This is a genomic window from Pseudomonas sp. v388 (assembly GCF_003935425.1).
Classification (GTDB): Bacteria; Pseudomonadota; Gammaproteobacteria; order Pseudomonadales; family Pseudomonadaceae; genus Aquipseudomonas.
The window spans coordinates 127,835-150,429 of sequence record NZ_RHQN01000011.1; the positions used below are offsets into that span (position 1 = coordinate 127,835).

General features: G+C 58.2%; 23 protein-coding genes. 6 read left to right on the forward strand and 17 right to left on the reverse strand.

Annotated features, from left to right (window positions below; translation table 11 throughout):
• Window positions 1-4: 4 nt before the first annotated feature.
• From EGJ27_RS23035 to EGJ27_RS23045, 3 genes are all read right to left on the reverse strand, one after another.
• Window positions 5-151: an ADP-ribosylglycohydrolase family protein gene (locus tag EGJ27_RS23035; protein WP_256672909.1), complete on the reverse strand. Its 147-nt coding sequence runs from the start codon at window positions 149-151 to the stop codon at window positions 5-7.
• A 237-nt stretch (window positions 152-388) separates the two neighbouring features.
• Window positions 389-589, reverse strand: coding sequence for an AlpA family transcriptional regulator (locus EGJ27_RS23040; RefSeq protein ID WP_125833047.1), 201 nt, complete (start codon window positions 587-589; stop codon window positions 389-391).
• 244 nt (window positions 590-833) lie between these two features.
• Window positions 834-1,490 carry an inovirus Gp2 family protein gene (locus EGJ27_RS23045; RefSeq protein ID WP_125833048.1) on the reverse strand — a complete coding sequence of 219 codons (657 nt, stop codon included), beginning with the start codon at window positions 1,488-1,490 and terminating at the stop codon, window positions 834-836.
• 1,119 nt (window positions 1,491-2,609) lie between these two features.
• Here EGJ27_RS23045 and EGJ27_RS23050 point away from each other — a divergent pair.
• Both EGJ27_RS23050 and EGJ27_RS23055 read left to right on the forward strand, forming a co-directional pair.
• The gene (locus EGJ27_RS23050; RefSeq protein ID WP_125833049.1) at window positions 2,610-3,464 is read left to right on the forward strand and encodes a hypothetical protein; all 855 of its coding nucleotides are present in this window, start codon (window positions 2,610-2,612) and stop codon (window positions 3,462-3,464) included.
• A 737-nt stretch (window positions 3,465-4,201) separates the two neighbouring features.
• Complete coding sequence (locus EGJ27_RS23055) at window positions 4,202-4,444, forward strand: hypothetical protein (protein ID WP_125833123.1); 243 nt, start codon at window positions 4,202-4,204, stop codon at window positions 4,442-4,444.
• Here the strand turns inward: EGJ27_RS23055 and EGJ27_RS25385 are convergent.
• The gene (locus EGJ27_RS25385) at window positions 4,441-4,638 is read right to left on the reverse strand and encodes a hypothetical protein (protein ID WP_256672906.1); all 198 of its coding nucleotides are present in this window, start codon (window positions 4,636-4,638) and stop codon (window positions 4,441-4,443) included. The genes EGJ27_RS23055 and EGJ27_RS25385 overlap by 4 nt on opposite strands.
• Window positions 4,639-5,123: 485 nt before the next feature.
• Between EGJ27_RS25385 and EGJ27_RS23065 the strand changes: the two genes are divergently transcribed.
• Window positions 5,124-5,702, forward strand: a complete 579-nt coding sequence (locus tag EGJ27_RS23065) for a plasmid pRiA4b ORF-3 family protein (RefSeq protein ID WP_125833050.1) — start codon at window positions 5,124-5,126, stop codon at window positions 5,700-5,702.
• 119 nt (window positions 5,703-5,821) lie between these two features.
• Entirely contained in the window at window positions 5,822-6,109 is a 288-nt protein-coding gene (locus EGJ27_RS23070) for a DUF6429 family protein (RefSeq protein WP_177523089.1), read from the forward strand.
• Here EGJ27_RS23070 and EGJ27_RS23075 read toward each other — a convergent pair.
• From EGJ27_RS23075 to EGJ27_RS23115, 9 genes are all read right to left on the reverse strand, one after another.
• Window positions 6,088-6,705, reverse strand: a complete 618-nt coding sequence (locus tag EGJ27_RS23075) for a GAD-like domain-containing protein (protein ID WP_125833051.1) — start codon at window positions 6,703-6,705, stop codon at window positions 6,088-6,090. The genes EGJ27_RS23070 and EGJ27_RS23075 overlap by 22 nt on opposite strands.
• Before the next feature lie 18 nt (window positions 6,706-6,723).
• Window positions 6,724-8,067 (reverse strand): DUF6861 domain-containing protein, encoded by a 1,344-nt coding sequence (locus tag EGJ27_RS23080; RefSeq protein ID WP_125833052.1) that lies wholly within the window; start codon window positions 8,065-8,067, stop codon window positions 6,724-6,726.
• A 153-nt stretch (window positions 8,068-8,220) separates the two neighbouring features.
• Entirely contained in the window at window positions 8,221-9,489 is a 1,269-nt protein-coding gene (locus tag EGJ27_RS23085; protein WP_125833053.1) for a Zn-dependent hydrolase, read from the reverse strand.
• 112 nt (window positions 9,490-9,601) lie between these two features.
• Window positions 9,602-10,783 (reverse strand): amidase, encoded by a 1,182-nt coding sequence (locus tag EGJ27_RS23090; protein ID WP_125833054.1) that lies wholly within the window; start codon window positions 10,781-10,783, stop codon window positions 9,602-9,604.
• On the reverse strand, window positions 10,780-11,787 hold the full coding sequence (locus tag EGJ27_RS23095; protein WP_125833055.1) for an ABC transporter ATP-binding protein: 1,008 nt from the start codon (window positions 11,785-11,787) through the stop codon (window positions 10,780-10,782). Before EGJ27_RS23095 ends, EGJ27_RS23090 begins: the two co-directional genes overlap by 4 nt.
• Window positions 11,784-12,827 (reverse strand): ABC transporter ATP-binding protein, encoded by a 1,044-nt coding sequence (locus tag EGJ27_RS23100; protein ID WP_125833056.1) that lies wholly within the window; start codon window positions 12,825-12,827, stop codon window positions 11,784-11,786. Before EGJ27_RS23100 ends, EGJ27_RS23095 begins: the two co-directional genes overlap by 4 nt.
• A gap of 2 nt (window positions 12,828-12,829) precedes the next feature.
• Window positions 12,830-13,723: an ABC transporter permease gene (locus EGJ27_RS23105; protein WP_125833057.1), complete on the reverse strand. Its 894-nt coding sequence runs from the start codon at window positions 13,721-13,723 to the stop codon at window positions 12,830-12,832.
• A gap of 2 nt (window positions 13,724-13,725) precedes the next feature.
• Window positions 13,726-14,679, reverse strand: a complete 954-nt coding sequence (locus tag EGJ27_RS23110) for an ABC transporter permease (RefSeq protein ID WP_125833058.1) — start codon at window positions 14,677-14,679, stop codon at window positions 13,726-13,728.
• A gap of 101 nt (window positions 14,680-14,780) precedes the next feature.
• Window positions 14,781-16,454, reverse strand: a complete 1,674-nt coding sequence (locus tag EGJ27_RS23115; RefSeq protein ID WP_125833059.1) for an ABC transporter substrate-binding protein — start codon at window positions 16,452-16,454, stop codon at window positions 14,781-14,783.
• A gap of 247 nt (window positions 16,455-16,701) precedes the next feature.
• Between EGJ27_RS23115 and EGJ27_RS23120 the strand changes: the two genes are divergently transcribed.
• Window positions 16,702-17,718 (forward strand): LacI family DNA-binding transcriptional regulator, encoded by a 1,017-nt coding sequence (locus tag EGJ27_RS23120; protein WP_125833060.1) that lies wholly within the window; start codon window positions 16,702-16,704, stop codon window positions 17,716-17,718.
• Between the two features lie 243 nt (window positions 17,719-17,961).
• Here EGJ27_RS23120 and EGJ27_RS23125 read toward each other — a convergent pair whose 3' ends face one another.
• The 3 genes from EGJ27_RS23125 to EGJ27_RS23135 form a co-directional block, all read right to left on the reverse strand.
• Window positions 17,962-19,206, reverse strand: coding sequence for a saccharopine dehydrogenase family protein (locus EGJ27_RS23125; RefSeq protein ID WP_125833124.1), 1,245 nt, complete (start codon window positions 19,204-19,206; stop codon window positions 17,962-17,964).
• A gap of 28 nt (window positions 19,207-19,234) precedes the next feature.
• The gene (gene nspC / locus EGJ27_RS23130; RefSeq protein WP_125833061.1) at window positions 19,235-20,332 is read right to left on the reverse strand and encodes a carboxynorspermidine decarboxylase; all 1,098 of its coding nucleotides are present in this window, start codon (window positions 20,330-20,332) and stop codon (window positions 19,235-19,237) included.
• A gap of 326 nt (window positions 20,333-20,658) precedes the next feature.
• Window positions 20,659-21,693 (reverse strand): GlxA family transcriptional regulator, encoded by a 1,035-nt coding sequence (locus EGJ27_RS23135; protein WP_125833062.1) that lies wholly within the window; start codon window positions 21,691-21,693, stop codon window positions 20,659-20,661.
• A gap of 170 nt (window positions 21,694-21,863) precedes the next feature.
• Between EGJ27_RS23135 and EGJ27_RS23140 the strand changes: the two genes are divergently transcribed.
• Window positions 21,864-22,094: an acyl carrier protein gene (locus EGJ27_RS23140; RefSeq protein ID WP_256672907.1), complete on the forward strand. Its 231-nt coding sequence runs from the start codon at window positions 21,864-21,866 to the stop codon at window positions 22,092-22,094.
• A 27-nt stretch (window positions 22,095-22,121) separates the two neighbouring features.
• Here the strand turns inward: EGJ27_RS23140 and EGJ27_RS23145 are convergent, their stop codons facing one another.
• Complete coding sequence (locus EGJ27_RS23145; protein WP_148100598.1) at window positions 22,122-22,328, reverse strand: hypothetical protein; 207 nt, start codon at window positions 22,326-22,328, stop codon at window positions 22,122-22,124.
• Window positions 22,329-22,595: the final 267 nt, after the last annotated feature.

A 22,595-nucleotide genomic window follows, 5' to 3' on the forward strand; every position in this document is an offset into this window, starting at 1 on the left:
CATATTAGATGCCCAGGAGGTGCCCGGCGATCAGGCCGGTACTGTCGCTGTCGCATCTGTGGTTCACTGCGTTGATCACGCCTCGCTCGAAGGAGTCGGCACTGACAGGCTGCTCGGCGCTGCTAACGAATACATCAAAGCGCTGCAGCACGTGCTCCAGATAGTCTGCATAGACAGCTAATTGCCATTTTGGCAACGGCAGCGTTGCTGTTGCCTCCCCGAAGTGCGTGAGTCAAGTCCATGGCTTTTGGTTCATGTGGTAGTGAGCTCAACCGTCTCGTCCAACATTCCAGATTTGATGCCTTAGAAATAAAAGGACGATTAGGGACACACAGTCAGCAGCAACTGCCAACTGCATCACTTGAAGAATTCTCATCCAATCAGTTGATCACGCCGTGAGAGACTCGTGAACATCCCGCGCCTCGATCCTGGCCATGACCCAACCTATCACCTCACTTTCAACCCAGCCGACAGCCCTGTCGCCCAACGAAACGGGCTTCGGAAAGCTCCCCTCGCTGATGTACTTGTAGATTGTGGATCGACCTAAGCCGGTGGAATGCTGAACATCTTTCAAGCGAATGATCCTCATGAACGGGCTCCTCTGCGTTACGTTCAGAGGATTGCCATTGCGGTAAGGGAATACCTTTTGGCCTCTTACACGCCTTGACAAAATCAATGGGGCGCAAACAGGATCATTAAGCAGGGGAAAGCAAAGTCAGCCAGTCATCCACATGATCAGCGCGTATTCCAGGCACGGACAGCTCGCTTGACCGCCCTGGCTCACGCCAAGACGGTCGTTGCGTTCATTGACTCTTTGCCACGACTTCTCTGTATCAGCCCCGGCTGCAACCAAAACCATGGCTGCCATCCCCATAGGCTTTCGTCGCTGACTTGCAGAGATAACTCGCCCGGTAGAAAAACGCCTTCTGTCCTACAGGGTCGTCACGATTAATCGGATAGCTCGGGTTATTGGGAATCTCGACCAAACCACTCATGACCTCCACAGATAGCCTCAAGGCACTGGCCCAAGCTTCTACTAAGCGATTGAACATGTTGTCCCTGCCAATCTCGAATTTGCCCAAGGCCGTAAACGCATCTCGATTGAGCAGGATTGCCAGGTGATAATGGGGCTTACCATGCTGCCCCAACTCACGCGCCCAGACGTAGCGAACCTTGCTGTCATGAGCATACTTGTTCAATTTCCTAGCCTGACTGCGGTTATGCTTGATCTTGGCTTTAAACGATTCTATAAATCGTTCAATCACCTCATTGGTAAAAGCGTAATCGGGTAACTCCGACCCGGTCGGTAGTCGCAGGTCCACCCTAAATGCAAACACTCGGGCATATTGGGTAAGCGCTCTCTCCATGGTCTGATGCAGGCGGTATAGGTACTCACTGATAAACGGACCTTTAACCACCTGCACAGCCAAGCCTTGATATGCCACGTCTCTATGCAGGGTTAGGTTGGTATTCTTAGGATGACGAATCATGCAGTGCTCCAGGTATTTAGGTTCATACCATAGGAGCGCCCAGTAGACTTTTACCGCCCAGCTGGCATAGCACTATAACGATGTCAGAGCAGCTCTCTGCCTTTCCCCTTTGCATCTAGCAATACACTAACCTCAGCCAAAACTAAAGTCAGCCTATCCAACAAACAGCACTGATTCAAATGGGCACATACCCAACAGACGTACTAAAAATTGACACTCGCCCCTGACAATTAAACATGCATATAAAGCATATTACCAATACCGCAAAACCCGAAAAGTCGAGCACTCCGAAAACAGTAACAAATCACCTTCAAAGTACACTACATTTAAGCCATCTGGCGCTCTGACAAAAAACCACTAAGAGCTCCTTCTCAGAGCATCACGAAAGCTATTTTTTACATCCCCACGAACCATAACAACCATTGCTTCAATAAAAAGTTACGCGCAATGACTATCCCTAGAATTTTTTTCGAAACCTCGTTTTCTATCGAAGCACGCTCGCCAGATGGAGTCGAACTAGGGCAGTCCTACCCTCCGACAAACACCTATTAACTTATCGATCGGATGAGCCAGCCACCCTAATCAGTGGCCTCAGAAAAGCCCCACATGAATATGCCCTGTATTCATTCAGATAATGCGGGTACCACGCAATATTTCAAGAATGACGACACCTCCTTCCCCCACACACATCCACTCAGAACCTCCCCGCAAAAAAACAACTTCAATCAACCCCAGCCAGGCGATAGCAGGAATCTCCAGTACTATGGAACTCCCGATTAAAAAATAGCATCACCCTCCTCTCAACCAAGCTCGTAACTGAGTAACCATCAGTTTTAAAATACCGCTGAATGCCGATTACAGATCGCCGTTTAGCCCCCCCCTATCTCGATTCTGCAGAAGCAGGCCTCATGCACCATCACAGGCCCAAACTCAATCGATAGGATCCACCGAGATAAAAAATCACAATTCATACTTAAAAATCGGACAATTCACCTCCTACAGAAATGCCTAAAATATACGAAAACCATAGAAAAAAATCACATTTCATGGCGGTTTTTCCAGTAGAATTCCACTAGTAGGTCTAAAAAAACTGAAAATTCCCTCTTGGAAAACTGCTCCATGGCAATTCAGCAAGATCAACTTCACAAGGTATTGGGCGGAACAACAATAGATGATCGATTCATCACCTGGCTTTGGTTCTTTTTACGAAGCCTTTACCCACAATCAAATCTAGGCGAATACAAAAGCTTTGACATGAAAAACAGAATGTCAGACTTGATTTCCAACAACCAAAATTTAGTACAAACAATAGAACATCACAAAAAACTATACCTATTACCAAGTGTAATGCTTCGCTGGATTACAGGCGACGAGATACAACACAACTGGATAACCAAGCAAGTTCTCAACAAAGGATGGGCAGCTAATCGGCTAATTGCGCAAACTGAGGGAACCAACGTAGCTGCGCCGGAGAGTCTTAACGATCGCGACCGCGTTATCGCAATGATTGATATCTGGTCACTAGATCCATTCAAAAAACTTGATGAAATCAACAGCCTCAAGAATCTCTGGACCCAACACAAACAAAAAACTCAAATTTATGATTGGTTCACCGGGGCAGATGAAACCCAGAAACTCGTATTAGCTTGGGATCTAACTAGCAAAAAGCACCCATCACTTACCGATACAAACCTTCCATTCAAAAACCATCAAGAACTACTTATTTTTTTCGACAACACACGCTTGCACGAAGCAGAAAAAACGCTCCTAATTGATTCAATCAAGAAGCGGTGGAGCCAAAACCAATATCGTGAAAACATGATAGGAAAAAAGCAATATAACTTCATCCTTTCAGAAAAGACCATCGCTCGCTTAGACAAATTAGCTGACACATTCGACCTAAGGCGCGTGGAAGTTCTAGACATTCTACTAAAAATGGAAGAAACGAAGGGTGCTACTTACCCAAAGGGCTAAAACCCCGCATCAACGATTAGCCCTCTAATATTCGTCAGAGAAAAATAGATCGCCTCAATTTACTCCGCTGGCATCTGGAGATGGTCAGACCGAAGACCAGTGGCGATCTATTTCTGTGCGCCTACAGCCAAGGGCCACGCGGTAGTCAAGAGCGATCTCAACGAGCTGATTCGCCGGTGCTTGCCTAGGGACTGACACATCAGGCACAGCCAAATCAGCTCGACGCGACAGCACGCAACTGAACATCCCACGTCAATCGCTTCGATATGATTATCCAATTGAAGTCATGACCGCGTGGCATGATTCCCCAACATGAATTCAATAGCCGTGCACGATCAGTGCCTGCACCTACCACGGGACGGGTCACAGGTTCAAATCCAAAAAATCGAGGCAAGGGCCATCATCAGATCTGTTTAGTCGCAAACCATCGGCTGAGTATTGCCAGAAAAACGGTATTCCAAATGGTATTCCACATAAAAAACACAACTGAATTTATTGATAAAAATCATCAGCTTACAAAATCAGTTCAAATTACCCCGGCCCACCAAATGATCAATAAAGACGTCCACGGACGTCTTTTTTTGTGCCTGCAATCCAGTAATGCCCAACACCCTCAGGTGATATCTGAACCGATCCGACAATTCGTGCACGCCAATGCCATTCGTGTGGATATAGTGCTCGCTGAGGTTAGCCTCACGCATCCGACACCCAACGTACCCGGCTCAGAGGCCGCACCAATGCCCCAAGAAAAGATCGACCAGCTCAAGCTACCCAAGCCGGTCCGCAGTGCGATTGGAGATTTTCTGCGCGCGCTCAATGCTGCGAGTACCGTCGAAGACGTAAAAAACGAGGGCGAGCTTCAGATTGCGTTCATTCTTAGCCTGGAGAAAGCAAAAACCCTAAAGCCTCCTCACATTGAGGCGCTGTACATCATTTTTGATGATGCGGTTCAGGAAAAACTGAGGCAGCTAGCGGACTAGAAAGAGTGCCCAAGCGCTGTATCGAGCGCCCGCGTGGCGCTGGCCGAATTGAAGCAGGCGGCCGAGCTGATTCCCAGCCAGACGATGCTGTTCAACACCATCCCCTGCTGAAAGCCAAAGACAGCTTGGAAATCGAAAGTATCGTTACCTCCACCGGCTTGCTTTTTCGGCATGCACAGGATGGCGATAACCATCGCCGATCTTGCGACCAAGGAGGCCCTGCGCTATCGGCTGCCATTCCTTGGCCGAGCGCCCATTTTGCACCGGCACGGCAGTTGAGATCTGCGGCACGCTTAAGGGCGTGGACATGGATATACGCCGGGCGCCAGGCGCTCAGCTGTCCAACGACCGCACCGGAGAAATCATCTACACCCCGCCGGAAGGTGAAGACCGTTTGCGTGATCTGCTCGCCAGCTGAGAGCGCTTTCTGCATAACGAAACTGACCTCGATTGCCATTGGCGTACTGAAAGAAGTGCAGGTCGCCAAGGAAAACTCTTTATTCATCCCAAGCTGATGCAGCTGTTGACTCGCGACAACACTGAATTCAGGCCCTACGCCTGATCCGGGGTTGCCTGAAATCTGGGCAGTCAACCGCCACGCATTCAGCACACAACCGCTCACGGTTACCAGCAAAAACAGACTACAGTCGCCGCTGCACCGCCGAGCAAAGGATCCCCCATGGCCACTCAACCCCTCCTCTACACCCTCCTCATCCAGCTAGAACCCATACGCCTTGACCCACCCATCTGGCGCCGTATCCGCGTCAATGGCGATTGCACTTTGCGTAAACTTCACCATTTCATCCAGGCCGCCATGGGCTGGCACAGCAGTCATTTGCATGAGTTCAGAATCGGCCTGAACGGCTACATGCCGCAGGACCCCGAGTCGCTACCTGGGGACACTGCGCTGGATGACCGCAAGTTCAAGTTGCGGCGTCTTGCTGGTGAGGGCGATCGCATCCGCTACGCCTACGACTTTGGCGACGACTGGCAGCATGTGATTGCTGTTGAAGCTGTTCATCCGTTTGACTACACGGGAACCTGGTGTGAGGTGCTGGACGGTGAAGGTGCCTGTCCGCCTGAAGATGTTGGCGGTGTGCCGGGTTACCAGCACTTTCTGAAGAGCATGCAGAAACCGGACAGCGAGGAAGGCAAAGCTGCGCTGGAGTGGATCGGTGGCGGCTTCGAACCCGACCGGTTCGACCGTCCCAGCGCCGATGCGGCCGTGCAGCGGATCTGCAATAACCTGTGGGGTTGATGCAGCGTTGACACGCTCTGGGCGCTTTCAAAAATCTCCGTTAACGTATTCGTGCGGCGACGCGATTTGCTGCGCAGCCTTTTGGCGAAAACGTGGAGACTGTGAGCGGAGCAACGATCATGAGCTACGACGACAAACTGATTGAGGACGCGGTGCTTGCCCTGTTGGTAACGTTCAGCTCCGACATCGGTAACACTTGGAAAGGCTTCGATTTTGAAGTCATGAACCGATTGCATGAGCAAGGATTTATCGATAATCCAGTCAGCAAGAGAAAGTCGGTCTGGGTGACGCCGGAAGGCATGGAACGGGGTCGGCAGATACCCGACCGGTTGTTTCACACCAGAGATCAAGTCGAACACGGTCGGACCAAAGTCCTGATGACTGATCAGATATCCGAAAAGCTGTAGGGCTCTAGCTCAGCGAGCTGAGACAGAAAAGTAAGGTGCTCTACAGCTTTCACCTTCTCCAAATGTTTAAGAGTGGCAGGGCCTCCCAACATCAGCGCAGGTACGAAGCCATACATTTCGTCGGGACGTAAAGTGCCTAGTTTGTTCTTGGCCAGCGTGAAGAAGTCACCGTAGTCATTATCTTCAACTTGTCTACCAAGCACGAAGGAGCGAAGCCCTTTATCCATCTTATCTCTCAAATAAATGGATTGGTGGGTTGTATAGCGAGAGAGGATGCTGGTTATCTTGAGAGAAGCTCCTGTCTGTTCGCCCCAAAGGTACAGGTCACCAAAGGCACTGCGGGCGATAAGATGGTAAACGTCAAACGTCTCAAATTTTGTGCCTTCAAGCCAGGAAGCTACTACGCCCTCATACTCTTGCGGATTGACGAACCAAAAAATCCCTCCGCCGTATCCGGCCCAACCGTGCTCACTCCAATACTCCAACAACTGGCCAGGGAGCTTGCCTCTGTAGCGCTGGATACTTGAATTAGGCACATCACGACGATCAATAGGCCCACCAAATTTTTCCAGAAATCTCGCAAATACCTTATCCATGACCCGGCTCCATAGTAATTAGCACTTACGCAGTCTGACGTTGAGAAATGTTGTTTTCCGCGTGAGGCTCGATACGCTTTCAGCCGCGCGTTTTAAATTCTTAAGCTTACTTTTCCATTGCGGACCAATACTCGAATTCACCTGCCGATCTCCAAAATCTGCAATGACATCCTTGCCTCCCGCTTTCAGATCTGGATTATGCAGTCCAGCAAGAGTCGACATTGTCTCCTTAGCTTTCTTGATCGCAGCGTCTTCGGCATCAAGCTCGTCCATCGTCTGCATGAACTCTTCGAGAAAGCGGTCTTGCAACTTGAGCTGGAGATCCCTTCGAGCCCGTTTGGCCACCGCCGAATCCCGCTTCACCGGACTCACCACATTCTCCAGAAACTCCTCAACCGTCAGCTGATTCAACCCGCCTTCCTGACCGCCCAATTGTCGCTCGAATTCTCCGATCTTGGAGGTTGGCAGTTTGTCCGCTTTGAAGCACTCGACTTCATGCAGTGGCATCGTATTCGGCTTGCTTTTGGCAGGCTCATTGTCTTTGCCGGCTGGTCGATTGGCTGGCGGCTCGGGCGGGGCGAAGGGGTTTTTGATCCGTTCCGGTCTTTGCAGGTCCGGACGTTGTTTCAGCGACTCTTCATGCTTGAGCATCCACTCGCCCAGCCGCGCGCCTTTGGGGCTGGTGCGCATTTCCTGGGCCAGTGCGCCGGCGTTGCCTCGGCCTCGGGTCAGGTAGGCGATGATGGCGCTTAGTAGCAGAACCACCACTTCCACATGGCCCAAGGCGATCTGAAAAGCCGCGCTGCTTTCTGCGTTTGGGTCGTCGCGGCTGAATGGGTCCAGGCCTTGTTCGCCTTTGGGGCCTTCCCAGGCGATGCTGATGCCCCTCAGGTAATACTCGCCGATGCGCGGCAGGCCTTCGACGAAGAACTCGGCGATGGCGGTCAGGCCGAGCATGCCCAGTAGCCAGGTGCTGACCTGTGCGCCCATGGCAAACCCCGCCGCGCTCATGGGCACGACGCCGGCACCGCCGAACAACGCACCGACGCCTGCTCCGATCATGCCGCCAGCCAGGGCGCTGCCCGCGACGATCATGGCCATCTGCGTGACAACCTCGATCAGGTCGTCGAGAACACTGGCGATGTCGAGGTCAGCGAAGCGCTGTCGCAGCATCCGGCCGGCGTCCCACTCGGCACGAATGAACGCCGACCGCACGCTGGCAAGGCGCCGGAGGTTGAGAGATAGGCTGGGGGCCGGTTCGTTTCGGTAGGTTCGGAAATGGGCTCCGTTCTGATAGCCCATTTCCCGGGTGATACGGGCCTCCATCTCGTGCCATGAAGGCACGAGGCGTGCAAACAGCATTTGTGTGTCTCCCTGACAACAGACCCGGATCTCGGGCCTTTGGCGTCACCTCCATGTGCGGTTGAAGCAGGGTTAAGGTATTTGAACGGTGGATGGGCGGGTGTACGGGACGGCTTTACGGCCGATAGGTGGGATCCGAGAAACGGGTAGGAATCAACCTACAGCGACATTAACCATTGCCCGGAACAACACCGCACAGCCCGCACCCAGATCCTGCGGCGTCGCATTCTCGATTTCGTTGTGGCTGATCCCACCTTCACATGGCACGAAGATCATCCCAGCAGGCCCCAGCTCAGCGATGAATATCGCGTCATGCCCTGCCCCGCTGACGATATCCATATGGCTCAGGCCCAGTTGCGCAGCGCCTTGGCGTACCGCGTTGACGCACTCAGGGGCAAAGTCCAGCGGTGGGAAGTCGGCTGTCGGTGTGAGTTGGTAGCCGAGGCCGTGTTGTTGGCAGGTCGCGTCGATGGCTTGTTGCAGTTGGTCGACCATGGCCTGGAGTTTGTCCGCGTGCAGGTGGCGGAAGTCGATGGTGAGTTTCACTTCGCCGGGAATGACGTTGCGTGAGCCAGGGTGGATGTTCAGGCAGCCGACGGTGCCGCAAGCATGGGGTTGGCTTTCGATGCCGATGCGGTTGACCGCGCTGACGATCTGCGCGGCGCCAACCAAAGCATCTTTGCGCAGGTGCATGGGGGTTGGGCCAGCGTGGGCTTCCACGCCGGTCAGGGTCAGGTCGAACCATTTCTGGCCGAGGCAGCCCATGACCACGCCGATGGTTTTGCGCTGGTCTTCGAGGATCGGGCCTTGCTCGATATGGGCTTCGAAATACGCGCCCACCGGGTGGCCGAGCACCGCGCGGCTGCCGGCATAGCCGATGCGCTGCAGTTCTTCGCCGACGACCAGGCCGCGCTCGTCCTGCTTGGCGAGGGTGTCGGCGAGGTCGAGTTTACCGGCGAATACACCGGAACCCATCATGCACGGCGGGAAGCGCGAGCCTTCTTCGTTGGTCCAGACCACCACCTCGATGGGGGCGTCGGTTTCCAGTTTCAGGTCGTTCAGGGTGCGGATGACTTCGAGGCCAGCCATCACGCCGAAGCAGCCGTCGAACTTGCCGCCGGTGGGTTGGGTGTCGATGTGGCTGCCGGTCATCACCGGTGCGCGGCTGGGGTCGCGGCCGGGGCGGCGGGCGAAAATGTTGCCGATGGCGTCCACGCTGACGGTGCAGCCGGCTTCTTCGCACCATTGGATAAAGAGGTCGCGGGCCTGTTTGTCGAGGTCGGTCAGGGCCAGGCGGCAGACACCGCCTTTGGGGGTCGCGCCGATCCGGGCCAGGTCCATCAGCGATTGCCACAGGCGTTGGGTGTTGATGAGTGGGGCGTTGGAGGTGAGCACGGTTTCCGGGGTGAAGGGTGTGTTCATGGTGGGTCTCCAATCGGGTGGACGGTTTTTTGTACAGACGACGCGGTGTGTCAGGTACACCGCATCGTCTCTTCGCCAGCGAGCTGGCTCCTACAGATTGAGGTGACCGTTGTTACAGATTTTTCGATTCGGCGATTTTCACGGCGAGTTTCACCAGGCTCAGGTCGCTGCCGGCGGGCCCCATCAGGGAAATCCCCAGCGGTACGCCGTCTTTCTTCACCAAGGGCATGGTCAGTTGCGGCGTGCGGCACATGACGGCGATGGCCAGCAGGTGATGGGAGATGCGGCGGGTTTCTTCGATTTCTTCATCCTTGGCGGTAAGCAGCGGTGCGATGTCGGGGACGGTGGGCATGACCAGCACGCGGTTGCCGAGCAATTCTTTCCAATGAGCGGCGAAGCGTTCGCGCAGGGCGCACGCATCGTTGTACTGCTCGTCGGTGACCGCCTTGGACCAGGCGAAACGCTGCGCCACGTCCGGCCCCAGCGCCAGGCCTTCGCGCTCGATCAGTTCGCCTTGGGCTTGCCAGGCTTCGCGGCCCTGGATGTAGCGAAACGCCCAGTAAGCGTCGCTCAACGAAGGCAGTTCACCTTCGAGTTTTTCCAGCGGGCCGCAGCAGTCGGTGATCTGTGCGATGGCTGGCGCCAGGGCGTCGAGGGAGGCAGCGGGCAACAGGGCGAACAGTGCGTCGCTGATCACCAGTTGCGGGGTTTGCGGCAATGGCGCCGAATCCTCACCCAGCAGGGTTTCGCCCACCAGGCCGAAGACCTTGGCGTCACGCGCAAAGTAGCCAGCGGTATCCATGCTTTCGCACAGCGGCTGGGTGGCAGCCAGCGACACGCGACCGTGGCTCGGTCGCAAGCCGAACAGCCCGCAATAACTGGCCGGCGTGCGCACCGAGCCGCCGGTGTCGCTGCCCATGGAGAAATCGCACAGGCCGTTGGAAACCGCCGATGCCGAACCCGACGACGAGCCGCCGGGAATCCGATCGTGAGCCGCACCGTTTCGCGGCGTGCCGTAGTGAGCGTTCTTGCCACTCATGGAGAATGCCATTTCATTGGTATGCGCCTTGCCGATCAGTTCGGCACCGGCATTGAGCAGACGCTGAATGGCCGGCGCGGTGACGATCTTGATGCCGGACATGGCCAGCACATGCGGGTTGCCGCCGCCGGTGGGATAGCCCGCGACGTCGAACAGATCCTTGGCCGCGAAGGTGTAGCCGGCCAGCGGCCCGCTGGTCGAGCGCGGGACGTCAACGTGCGGATACGGCATCAGAGCAAACGAAGAATCGGTCATGACATGGACTCTCGAAGGGAATGAACGGGGGCTTGGTTCCAGTGGTGGCAGCTCACCGAATGTTCGGCCTGCACGTCCTCGATGGGCGGGACGTCATGGCGGCAGATATCACTGGCATGCGGGCAACGGGGCGCGAAGGCGCAACCGGCCGGCAGCTTCGCCAGATCCGGCGGCGCACCGGGGATACTGACCAGACGCTCGCCTTTGCGCAGCCCATCCTTGGGGCGCGTGCCCAGCAGCACACGGGTGTACGGGTGCTGGGGGTTGTCGAGCAACTCAGCGAGCGGCGCCTGTTCGACGATGCGCCCGCCATACATCACCGCCACCCGGTCGGCGACTTCCACCGCCGCGCCGATATCGTGGGTGACGAAGATGATCGACAAGCCCAGCGCCTGCTGAAGCTCACGGAGCAGGATCAGAATCTGGATCTGCACCGTGGCGTCCAGCGCGGTGGTGGGTTCGTCCGCCAGCAGGATTTGCGGTTTGCAGGCCAGCGCCAAAGCGATCATCGCCCGCTGGCGCATGCCGCCAGACATCTCATGCGGGTACGCGTCCAGGCGCTGCTCGGGGCTGGGAATGCGCACGCTGCGCAGCGCTTCGAGGGCCGCCGCGCGGGCCTCGGCCCTGGACATGGGCGTGTGTCGGCGCAGCGCTTCGACGATCTGCTGGCCGATGGTGTAGACCGGGTCCAGCGCCAGCAGCGGTTCCTGGAAAATCATCGACGCCACCGGACCGCGTAGCGCCTGAAGCTGGCTGCGGGACAGCTTCATCAGGTCTTGCCCGGCGATATCGATCTGGCCTTCGATGGTGGTTGAACGCTCCGAATGCAGGCGCATCAGGGCGCGCAGGGTCACGCTCTTGCCGGAGCCGGACTCGCCGATCAGCGCCAGCACTTCGCCCCGCGCCACTTGCAGGCTGACGCCGTTGACCGCCGACAACGTCTGCCCGCCGCGCTTGAAACGCACCTTGAGGTCACGCACGGCAACCATGGGTTGTGAGTTCATGCCAGCGCTCCTCTGTGAATCAATTCCGCTGCCGGGCTGCGGCTGTGCCCGGCTCCCGGCTGCACCATCAGGCACGCGGCCTGATGCCCGGCGGCGGTTTCCGTGAGCAGCGGCGCGGTCTGGGCGCAGACGGCTTCGGCATGAGGGCAGCGGGTGTGGAAGCGGCAACCGGATGGCGGGTCGATCGGGCTGGGTGGATCGCCCGTCAACGGCGACAGCAGCGTGCGCTGCGCAGGGTCCATGGACGGCATGGACGTCAGCAGCGCTTGGGTGTACGGATGCTGTGCGTCGGAGAAAAGCGCTTCGGCCGGGCCGATTTCGACGATTTCTCCCAGGTACATGACCATGATCCGGTCGGACAGATAACGCACCACATGCAGGTCGTGGCTGATGAACACGTAAGTCAGTTGCAGGCTGTCCTTGAGGTCCAGCAGCAGGTTCAACACTTGGGCTTCCACGGACTTGTCCAGCGCCGAGACTGCTTCGTCGAGAATCACCAGCCGCGGGTCCACCGCCAGGGCACGGGCGATGTTGACCCGCTGGCGCTGGCCGCCGGACAGTTCGTGGGCATAGCGACCGGCAAAGCGCGTCGGCTCCAGCCCTACGCGCCCCAACAGATCGCGGGCGCGCTGCAATGAATCACGTTGACTTACGCCGTGCACCGAGGGGCCGAACGCAACCGATTGCTCCATGGTCATGCGCGGGTTGAGGGACGAGTAGCTGTCCTGAAACACCATCTGCACCTGGCGGCGGTAGTCACGTAGCGGCAGCTGATGACCGCCGACGCTCATGGCGTCGAAGATCAGCTCACCGCTGTCGTGTTCGATCAGTTGCATCAGCAAACGCGCGGTGGTGGACTTGCCGCAGCCGGACTCGCCGACCACGCCCAGCGTCTCACCCTTGTGCACCACGAAGTTGATACCGTCCACGGCGCGGACCACGCTGCGTTTGCCCAACGCGCCCTTGACCGGGAAGTGCTTGACCAGATTTTCCACTTTCAGCAGTGGCTGCGCTGGACCGCCAATATCACGCGTGGTCATGGTCAGCTCCTGATTGCCATGGCCACCCGCAAGCGCTCGGCCAGTACGTTGAAAGAGATCGAGGTGATGAAGATCATCGCCCCCGGCAACGCCGATACCAGCGGCTGGGTGTAGATCGCGGTGCGCAGGGTGTTGAGCATCAGGCCCCACTCCGGCTCCGGCGGCGTGACGCCCAACCCGAGGAACGACAGGCCGGACGCAAGAATCATCGACACCGAAATCAGCCCGGTGGTGAACACGAAGATCGGTCCCAGCACGTTGCCCAGCACCTGCGTGCGGATGATGGTGAACGGGCTGGCCCCGGAAGCGCGGGCGGCTTCGATGTAGTCCCGGTTACGCACCTGGGTGGTGACACTCTCGGCAATCCGCGCCACTTGCGGGACGAAGACCAGAGTCAGCGACAGCAGCGCGTTGTTGACTCCGGCGCCCAAGGCTCCGGAAAACGCGATGGCCAGCAGCACCGACGGGAACGCGTAGAACACGTCCACGGTGCGCATGATCAGGCTGTTCAGCCAGCCGCCGAAGTAACCGGCGATCACCCCGATGGCGCCGCCAATGAAAAAGGCGAAGATCACCGGTGTGATGCCCATGAACAGCGACAGCCGCGCACCCAGCATCAGCCGCGACAGCAAGTCGCGACCCAGTTCGTCGGTGCCCAGCGGGAAGCCTTCGGTGCCGATGGGTTTCAGGCGTTTGAACATCGAGGTGGTGAAGGCATCGCCCGGTACGATCCATGGGCCGAACACCGCCAGCAGCAACAGCACGAAGATGATGGAGCCGACGAACAGCGCCACCGGGTCGCGACGAACCCGGCCGAACACTTCGCTCCAGTAGCCGGGCGAGCTTTCGACAGGGGTGATGACCGGTGCAGCCGGTCGGAGTATCGACAGGTTCATGTTCAGCCCCTTTTGATACGCGGATCGAGCAGCGTTTGCAGGATGTCCACCAACAGGTTCAGCGCGACGAAGAACAGCGCCAGGACCCAGATCGTGCCCTGCAATAACGGCAGGTCACGCTGGAAGATGGCGGAGTTGAGCAGCAGGCCGGTGCCGGGCCAGGCGAACACGGTTTCCACCAGGATCGAGCCGCCCATCAGGTAACCGATCTGCAAGCCCATGACCGCCATCGCGGTGGGTGCGGCGTTCTTCACCACATGCCGGAACAGGCCCCATTCGCTCAACCCTTTGGCGCGCAGGCCAATGATGAATTCCTGAGACAGGGTTTCCGCCACTTGGGCACGCACGGTGCGGGCAATGATGCCGGTGGGAATCACCGACAGCGTGATGGCCGGCAGGATCATGAATTGCAGATGCGCCCAGTCCCAGGCCCATGCCGCCTGCCCCAGCGGGCCGCCGCCGGTGGCCGGCAGCCAACCCAGTTGCGAGGAAAAGATGATGACCATCAGCATGCCCAGCCAGTAGTGCGGCACGCTGACCCCAATGGCGGAAATGGCCGAGGCCACGCGGTCCAGCCAGCTGTCCTGGAAGTAGCCGCCGACGAAGCCGAACAGGCTGCCCAGCACGAAGCCGATCAGGGTGGCGAGCAGCGCCAGACGCAGGGAATAACCCACCGCTCCCAGCACTTCCGCCGTGACCGGCCGGCCGCTGGCGATGGACATGCCCAGATCGCCCTGCACGGCATGCCAGAGCCACAGGCCGAATTGCACCGGCAACGGTTTGTCGAAGCCGTAGGCCTGAACCAGTTGTTCGCGCAGCGCTTCGGAAGCGTCCGGCGGCATCACCGAGACCAACGGGTCGCCGGGCGCCATTTGCACGAGCATGAAGCACACCAGCGCCACGCCCAACAGAATGGGCGTTGCCAGCAGAATGCGTCGCAGGATGTAAGAGAGCATAGGTGTTCCTCACACAGGGCAGTCACGGTCGTCAGGGCATCACACGTCCTGTGGGAGCGCCGCCCGGTCCGCTCCCATCGATAGCGCGCCAGTCAGGCTTCTCAGTCCTGTTTGGAAACCAGCGTCAGGTCGATGAACCAGCTTTGCGGCTGGACGACTCCGGTGACTTTCGGCGAGATGGCGCGTGGTCCTACGTCGTGGGCGACGTACAGGAACGGGGCTTCGTTGACGATGGCGGCGTTGAGCTTGCCGGAGGCGTCGTCCAGGGCTTTGGGGTCGAAAGAGTTGCGCACGGCGGTGATCAGCTTTTCGACTTGCGGGCTGGAGAAGTAGCCCCAGTTATTGGAGACCGGCGGGAAGGCCTTCTCGCTGGCGAAACGCACCATGCCGAAATACGGGTCCATGACCGCTGCGCTGACGTTGATTGCGTTGGCCCCCTGCGCGGCCGGGTCTTTCGCGCCCAGACGCCAGCTGCTGAACAGCGTGTTCCATTCGGTTACCGCGATTTCCACATCGAAATAGCAGCCTTTGAGGCTCTGCTGGATGTATTCGTTCATCGGCAGCGGCTGCATCTGCCCGGAGCCGGACGCCGAAGTCAGGACCTTGACCTTGACGGGCTTGGCGGCGCTGAAACCGGCGTCGGTCATGAGCTTTTGCGCGGCGGCCTGGTCGTACTTGATCTTGAAATCAGGGTTGCCGTACCACGGCGAGTCGCTCTCGTAAGTGCCGGTGGCTTCCTGCATGTAGCCGCCCAGGTAAGCCTTCAACTCGCTGCGATCCAGGCACAGGTTGGCCGCTTGGCGCACGCGTTTGTCGAGCCAGGGCGAACCCTCGGCGAAGGAAAACTGCCACGGCCAGATATGCGGTTGGGCGTTGGCGTAGATCTTGAATTTCTTGCTCTTGAGCTGATCGATGGCGTCCGGTGCGGGGGCTTCGATCCAGTCCACCTGACCGGACAACAGCGCGGCAGTGCGGGCGTTGGCTTCGGGCAGTGGAATCAGTTCGACGCGATCAACCTTGGGTACGCGCTTGGCGTCCCAGTAGTCCGGATTCTTGTCCAGCACCAGCACCTGGCGCGGCACCATGCGGTTCATCTTGAACGGGCCGGTGCCGGAGGAATGGCCGGCGAAGGCGGTCCAGGCCTGCTTGGAACGCTCGGCCGGATCGGTGATGCCTGCGGGCACGGCGGTGAAGTCTTTTTGCCAGGCGGCAGGTGAGGCCATGAACAGATTGGTCAGGTTGTACGGCAGCACGGCATCGGGTTCGCTGGTGGTCAGCTCGACGGTCAGATCGTCGACTTTTTTCGCGCTGCGCAAAGTCGGCATGCGGGAAACCGTCATGCCGATCTGTCCCGGCGCATATTGCGGCGCCTGCTTGTCGAGCACTTTGTTGACGTTCCACACCACCGCATCGGCGTTGAACGCTGAGCCATCGTGAAACTTCACGCCGGGGCGCAGTTTGAAGATCCACTTGGTGTGATCGTCGGGGTTGACCGCCCATTCAGTCGCCAGTCCCGGCACCAGGGCGCTGGGTTTTTCGCTCTGGGACAAATCCCACTCCACCAGGGAATCGAAGATCGTGATCCCGGTAAAGCGGTTGCCCTCATATCCTTGATCCGGTTGACCGTGGGTCAGCGGAATGTCCGCTGCGGTCATGGCGATCTTCAGCGTGCTGTCGGCCATCGCCGCCAGCGGCGCCAGGCCGCCAATGGCTATCGAGCAAGCCAGTGCCAATCGGGTAAAACTACGTGCGCGGGTTACAGAAGCATGCGTCATAGCGAGTTTCCCATCAGTCAGGTAAGGAGAGCTGACAGGCCCAACGCAATGCCCATACCAACTTTTTTATCGAGTGGCTCCCCGGCACCGGACAGCTGTAAAAATTCGGCTGTTTTCAAAAACTTAGCGGCGTTAAAAAATCGCCTGAAAAAAGCACCCAAACGTTTGGGTAGTGTTGCGCAATGGTTTGTGCAATCTTTTGGTACGCCTCGCTCCATCGTGGCGCAACCGCGTTTAGGGCCCTCTCATGAACCGACGTCCAGCCACGCTTCGCGGAATTGCCCAACAGCTCAACGTGCACGTCTCGACGGTCTCGCGGGTGCTCAACGGCACGCTGGACCACGCCGGGCGCGCGGCGTCAAAGGACACCATCGAACGCATTCGCGCCCTGGCCGCCAGCCTCGATTACCAGCCCAACACTCACGCCCGCACATTGAAAACCCGGCACAGCCGCGAGATTGCGATTCTGGTGCCCAGGCTCTCCGATATCGTGCTGGCGACGATCTATGAAGGCATCGACGAAGCCGCCAGCGCCCGGCGCTACACCTCGTTCGTCGCCAACACCCTCGACCGCCCGGAACGCCAGCGGGAACTGGCCGAGCGAGCGCTGGCGCGCAATGTGGAAGGACTGATCATCAGCGACGTGCACTGCACGCCGGAACCCGGTTTTCTTGAAGAACTGGCCGAGCGCAAAGTGCCGTTCGTGCTGGTGAGCCGTCGACGCGGCAACCACTGTTCGATCACCTCGGACGATGAAATGGGCGGTCGCCTGGCTGCCGAACATCTTTACGCCCAGGGCCACACCCGCGTGGCGGTGATCGCCGGCGAAGCGCACAGCAGCAACGCCGGCGAGCGTGCCGCCAGCTTCGTCGAGTACTACCGGGAACGCGGCATCGATATCGCGCCGGAACGGATCATTACCGGCCACTTCGACACCCAGGCCGGTTTCAGTATCGGCGAGCGCTTGCTAAACCACCCGCAGCCACCGACGGCGATCTTCGCGGTCAACGATTTCCTGGCCATCGGGCTGTTCGGCGCGATGCGCAATCGCGGCCTGGTGGCCGGGCGCGATATTGCCGTGGTCGGTTACAACGACACGCCCCTGGCGCCGCATCTGCAACTGACCAGCATCAGCACCAGCATGCACGCCCAAGGTGTGCGGGCCGTAGAAACCCTGCTCAAGCGCATTGCGGGCGAACCCGTGGCGTCGCACCGCTTCCCTGCCCTGCTGACCGTCCGCACCAGCAGTCTGTGCCGGCCCTGACAGCCTGAAAAAATGCTGGACCGGCGGTAAGAACATTCATGCGTGGTCGGTTGAGCGACGGCTGGCGAATAACGCGTCGCTGAGCGGGCACAAAAAAAGGATCGCCTGGGCGATCCTTTTTTATGGCAACAGCGCCACACCTCAACCGCAGGAGCCAGCTTGCTGGCGAAGACTGGCGCAAGGGCGATGATGCATCGGCAGATGCTCAGGCCGTTTCGCCAGCGAGCGGGTTCCTACGCTGTATCAGATCGCCTGATCCCACGGGCGGTCGCCGTGTTCGTCCTTGATGCGGGTCGGCAGGCCCATCACGTCCAGCAGCTTGAGGAACGGCTCGGCCGGCAGTTCTTCAACGTTGGCCATGTGCTTGACGTCCCACTCGCCACGGGCAACCAGCAGCGCGGCGGCTACCGGTGGCACACCGGCGGTGTAGGAAATGCCCTGGCTGTCGGTTTCGGTGAAGGCATCCACGTGGTCGGCGACGTTGTAGATGAATACTTCACGCGCTTTGCCATCCTTGGTGCCTTTGACCAGATCACCGATGCAGGTCTTGCCGCTGTAACCCGGCGCCAGCGAGGCGGGATCGGGCAGCACGGCCTTGACCACTTTGAGCGGCACGACTTCCAGGCCTTCGGCGGTCTTGACCGGCTTCTCGGACAGCAGGCCCAGGTTTTTCAAAACGGTGAACACGTTGATGTAATGCTCGCCGAAGCTCATCCAGAAGCGCACGTTGGGCACGTCCAGGTTCTTCGACAGCGAATGCACTTCATCGTGGCCGGTCAGGTACAGGTTCTGCGAGCCTACGACAGGCAGATCATCGGTACGCTTGACCTCGAACATGGTGTTGCTGGTCCACTGGTTGTTCTGCCAGCTCCACACCTGTCCGGTAAATTCGCGGAAGTTGATTTCCGGGTCGAAATTGGTGGCGAAATACTTGCCATGGGAACCGGCATTGACGTCGAGAATGTCGATCGAATCAATGTGGTCGAAATGCTGTTGCTGCGCCAGTGCGGCATAGGCGTTGACCACGCCCGGGTCGAAACCCACACCCAGAATGGCGGTGACGTTCTTTTGCTGGCATTCCTCGAGGTGCTTCCACTCGTAGTTGCCATACCAGGGCGGCGTCTCGCAAACCTTGCCCGGTTCTTCGTGAATGGCGGTGTCCAGATAGGCCACGCCGGTGTCGATGCAGGCACGCAGCACCGACATGTTGAGGAAAGCGGAACCCACGTTGATCACGATCTGCGATTCGGTTTCACGGATCAGGTTCTTGGTCGCTTCGATGTCCAGTGCGTTCAGCGCGAAGGCCTGGATATCAGCGGGCTGTTTGAGGCTGCCCTTGGCCTTGACGCTGTCGATGATGGCCTGGCATTTGGAGATGTTGCGCGACGCGATAGCAATACGACCGAGTTCGTCGTTGTGCTGCGCGCACTTGTGGGCCACCACCTTGGCGACACCTCCTGCACCAATGATAAGTACGTTCTTCTTCAATTTATTCATCTCTCCTTAAAGCGCCAGCTTACGAAAGGCTGGACAAGTAGTCTTCGAAACCAAACTCACGAACCACCTCGACTGTACCGTCGAGCTGTTTCACTACGATGGACGGCATTTTCAGGCCGTTGAACCAGTTCTTCTTGACCATGGTGTAACCCGCGGCGTCGATGAACGACAGCCGATCGCCAATGGCAAGCGGGCGATCGAATTGATACTCGCCGAAAATATCCCCGGCCAGGCACGACTTGCCGCACACCATGTAGGTGTGTTCGCCGTCGCTCGGGGCCAGTTTGGCGTTTAGGCGGTAGATCAGCAGATCGAGCATGTGCGCTTCGATGGAGCTGTCGACCACAGCCAGATGCTTGCCGTTGAACAGGGTGTCGAGCACGGTCACTTCCAGCGATGCGCTGTTGGTGATGGCGGCTTCGCCCGGTTCCAGATAGACCTGCACGCCATATTTCTCGGAAAACGACTTGAGCCGTGCGCAGAAGGCATCGATGTCATAGCCTTCGCCGGTGAAATGAATGCCGCCGCCCAGGCTGACCCAGTTCACGCGGTGCAGCAGTTCGCCGAAGCGCTCTTCGATGGTGGTCAGCATCTGGTCGAACAGGTTGAAGTCACCGTTTTCGCAGTTGTTGTGGAACATGAAGCCGGAGATCTTATCCATCACTGCGGCGATCTTTTCCGGGTTCCATTCGCCCAGGCGGCTGAACGGACGCGCCGGATCGGCCAGCAGGTAGTCGGAGCTGCTCACCTGCGGATTGACGCGCAGGCCGCGCACGGTGCCTTCGGTTGCATCGGCATAGCGTTCGAGCTGGCCGATGGAGTTGAAGATGATCTTGTCGCAGTTGGCGACCATCTCTTCGATTTCGTCGTCGGCCCAAGCCACGCTGTAGGCATGGGTCTCGCCGTCGAATTTCTGTTTGCCGAGCTTGAGCTCATACAGCGAGCTGGACGTGGTGCCGTCCATGTACTGCTGCATCAGGTCGAAGACCGACCAGGTGGCGAAACACTTGAGGGCCAGCAGCGCCTTGGCGCCGGACTGTTCGCGCACGTAGGCGATCTTCTCAAGGTTGCTCAGCAACTTCTGTTTGTCGATGAGGTAGTACGGCGTTTTGATCATTGCGCTATCCGTAATAAGGGTCGGCCAACAGGAGTCCGCTGGCCTCCCGAAAAAAGCGGAGGCGAATTGTGCCGATAACCGACGTCGACCGAAAGGCCATTGAGCATATTTTGTCCACTGTCACGACCACCAACAGGTGCCGACCATGCCTGATGAGTCATAACAGAGGTGTGACAGTGTGTGGATATTCGGTGTGGGGTGGCGTTTTATCTGTAGGAGCGACCTTGGTCGCGAAGGCTTCGGCACAGACGCTACATCATCTTCGTCTGGAAGACTGTCTTCGCGACCAAGGTCCGCGGCGTTTTACCTGTGAAGCGGTGCCGGGGTTAATGGCGGCGTTCGTAGGTGGCGCGGTAGCTGCCCGGCGGAACGCCGAAAAAATCCCGGAACCGGCGCTGGAAATGCGGGGTGCTGATGAAGCCGGTGGCGACGGCGATTTCGGTCACCGAGCGGTTGGTCTGTTGCAGCAACTGGCGGGCGCGGGTCAGACGCAGTTCCAGGTAATAGCGCGTGGGCGTTGCGCCGAGGAAGCGACAGAAACGCCGCTCCAGTTGCCGCTTGGAAATATTGATACACACTGCCAGCTCGTCGATGGTCAACGGCTCTTCGATGTTCTGCACCATCAGCTCCATCGCCAGCTTGAGGCTCTGCGGCAGCGTCGGATCGGACTCGACGAACACCGGCGGCAGATCAGTGGCATCGCCGGACTCATCGCAGCGCAGCACTTCCTCGATGGCGCCGACCACTGCCTGGCCGCCGGTCTGGCGAATCAGTTCGAGCATCATGCGCAACGAGCTGTTGGCGCCGGCGCAGCTGACCCGCCCGCGATCCACCACGTAGGCCCGATTGGAAACAGTGACCTTGGGAAAGACCTCGGCCATCATCGCGCGCCCTTCCGGATGAAAGGCGCACTGGAAGCCGTCGAGCAACTGCGCATCGGCCAGAAAGAACGCGCCGTTCCACAAACCGCCCAGCACCGCGCCTGCAGTCGCACTGGCGCGCAGCTTGCGGCGCAACGACGGCTCGCTCTGCAAACGGACGCGGTATCCGCCGGCCACAATCAGCATGTCCTGATCGTCGCCCAGTGCGGCCAGTTCGGTATCGGCGGAAATCACGATGCCCAGGTCACTGGTGACCTGACACCCGGACACTCCGACCGTCAGCACTTCATACAGCGGCGTTTCGCTCATCAGGTTGGCGGTGACCAGCGCATCCACCGCGCCGGTAAAGGACATCATCGAGAAGTTGTCCATCAGCACAAACGCAACACGGGTGACGGCCTGTTCGACCGGCAACGCCCGCCCCGGTCCGCGATAAGCCATGTTCTTGTTCTTGAGTACGCTTTCGAATGCGCTGGGCATACAGGCCTCTTCCACACAGGAGAACGGCGATCATTGTTGAAATCGGTGGGCTGACCAGCAAGCGCGGAACCTCGTATTTCTGCCAGTAGACGTGGTTCCGCCATGGGCCTAGTTTCGCACTTGGTTGTGTTTGAACAGCTAAATGCGAGATGGCGATCATGGATACAGTTATGGCGACGATTCAATCTATTCTGCACGACAAGCTGGGGGTCGATGAAGCACGAATAACTCCGACCAGCACCCTGGATTCACTTGGCGCAGACGACCTGGATATTGTGGAAGTCTTTCTGGAAATCGAGAAGGAATTCAACATCACCATTCCGGATGAAGAAGCGACGTTTCTCGTGACAAAGCCTCTGCAAAGCCTCGTCAAGTACGTGGCCTCCAGAACCGCCCGTTGACCGTCGGCGGCACTCTGGAGGCACGCTTCAGCGCAAATGCTTGTTATCCGAGCAATATTGCCCCCACTCGGCACTGGCCTGGGATACGCGGTCGCGATAGCGGTCGTGCTCGGCCCACTCCTCTTCGGAGGCGGGGTAAGGCGTGGAGTTGATGTGATTGCGATAGGCTTGGTATGCGTCGGCAAACGCCTGTTCCAGGCGCTGCGCTTCGGTCCGGTATTGGCTGCTCATCATGGCTCTCGCAGGGAAGGGGTTGGGGTTCTATAACCCCAATGCTGTGTCACTGGCTACCGCGCCCGATCCTGCTGACCGGGCGCGAGGATGATTGCCGGTCAGCAGGCCCCAGGCGGAATGCCGCCTTTGTTGAAATCCTTCAGGCGCTCGCGTTCCTGCTCGGTGGAGTGGGCCGGCGTGTCGTCTTCCTTGGGTGGCTCTTTCTTTTCGTCGGTCATGGTCATACCCTCAATGAGTGATAGAGTTTGGGCATTGTCCAGGCTTGGC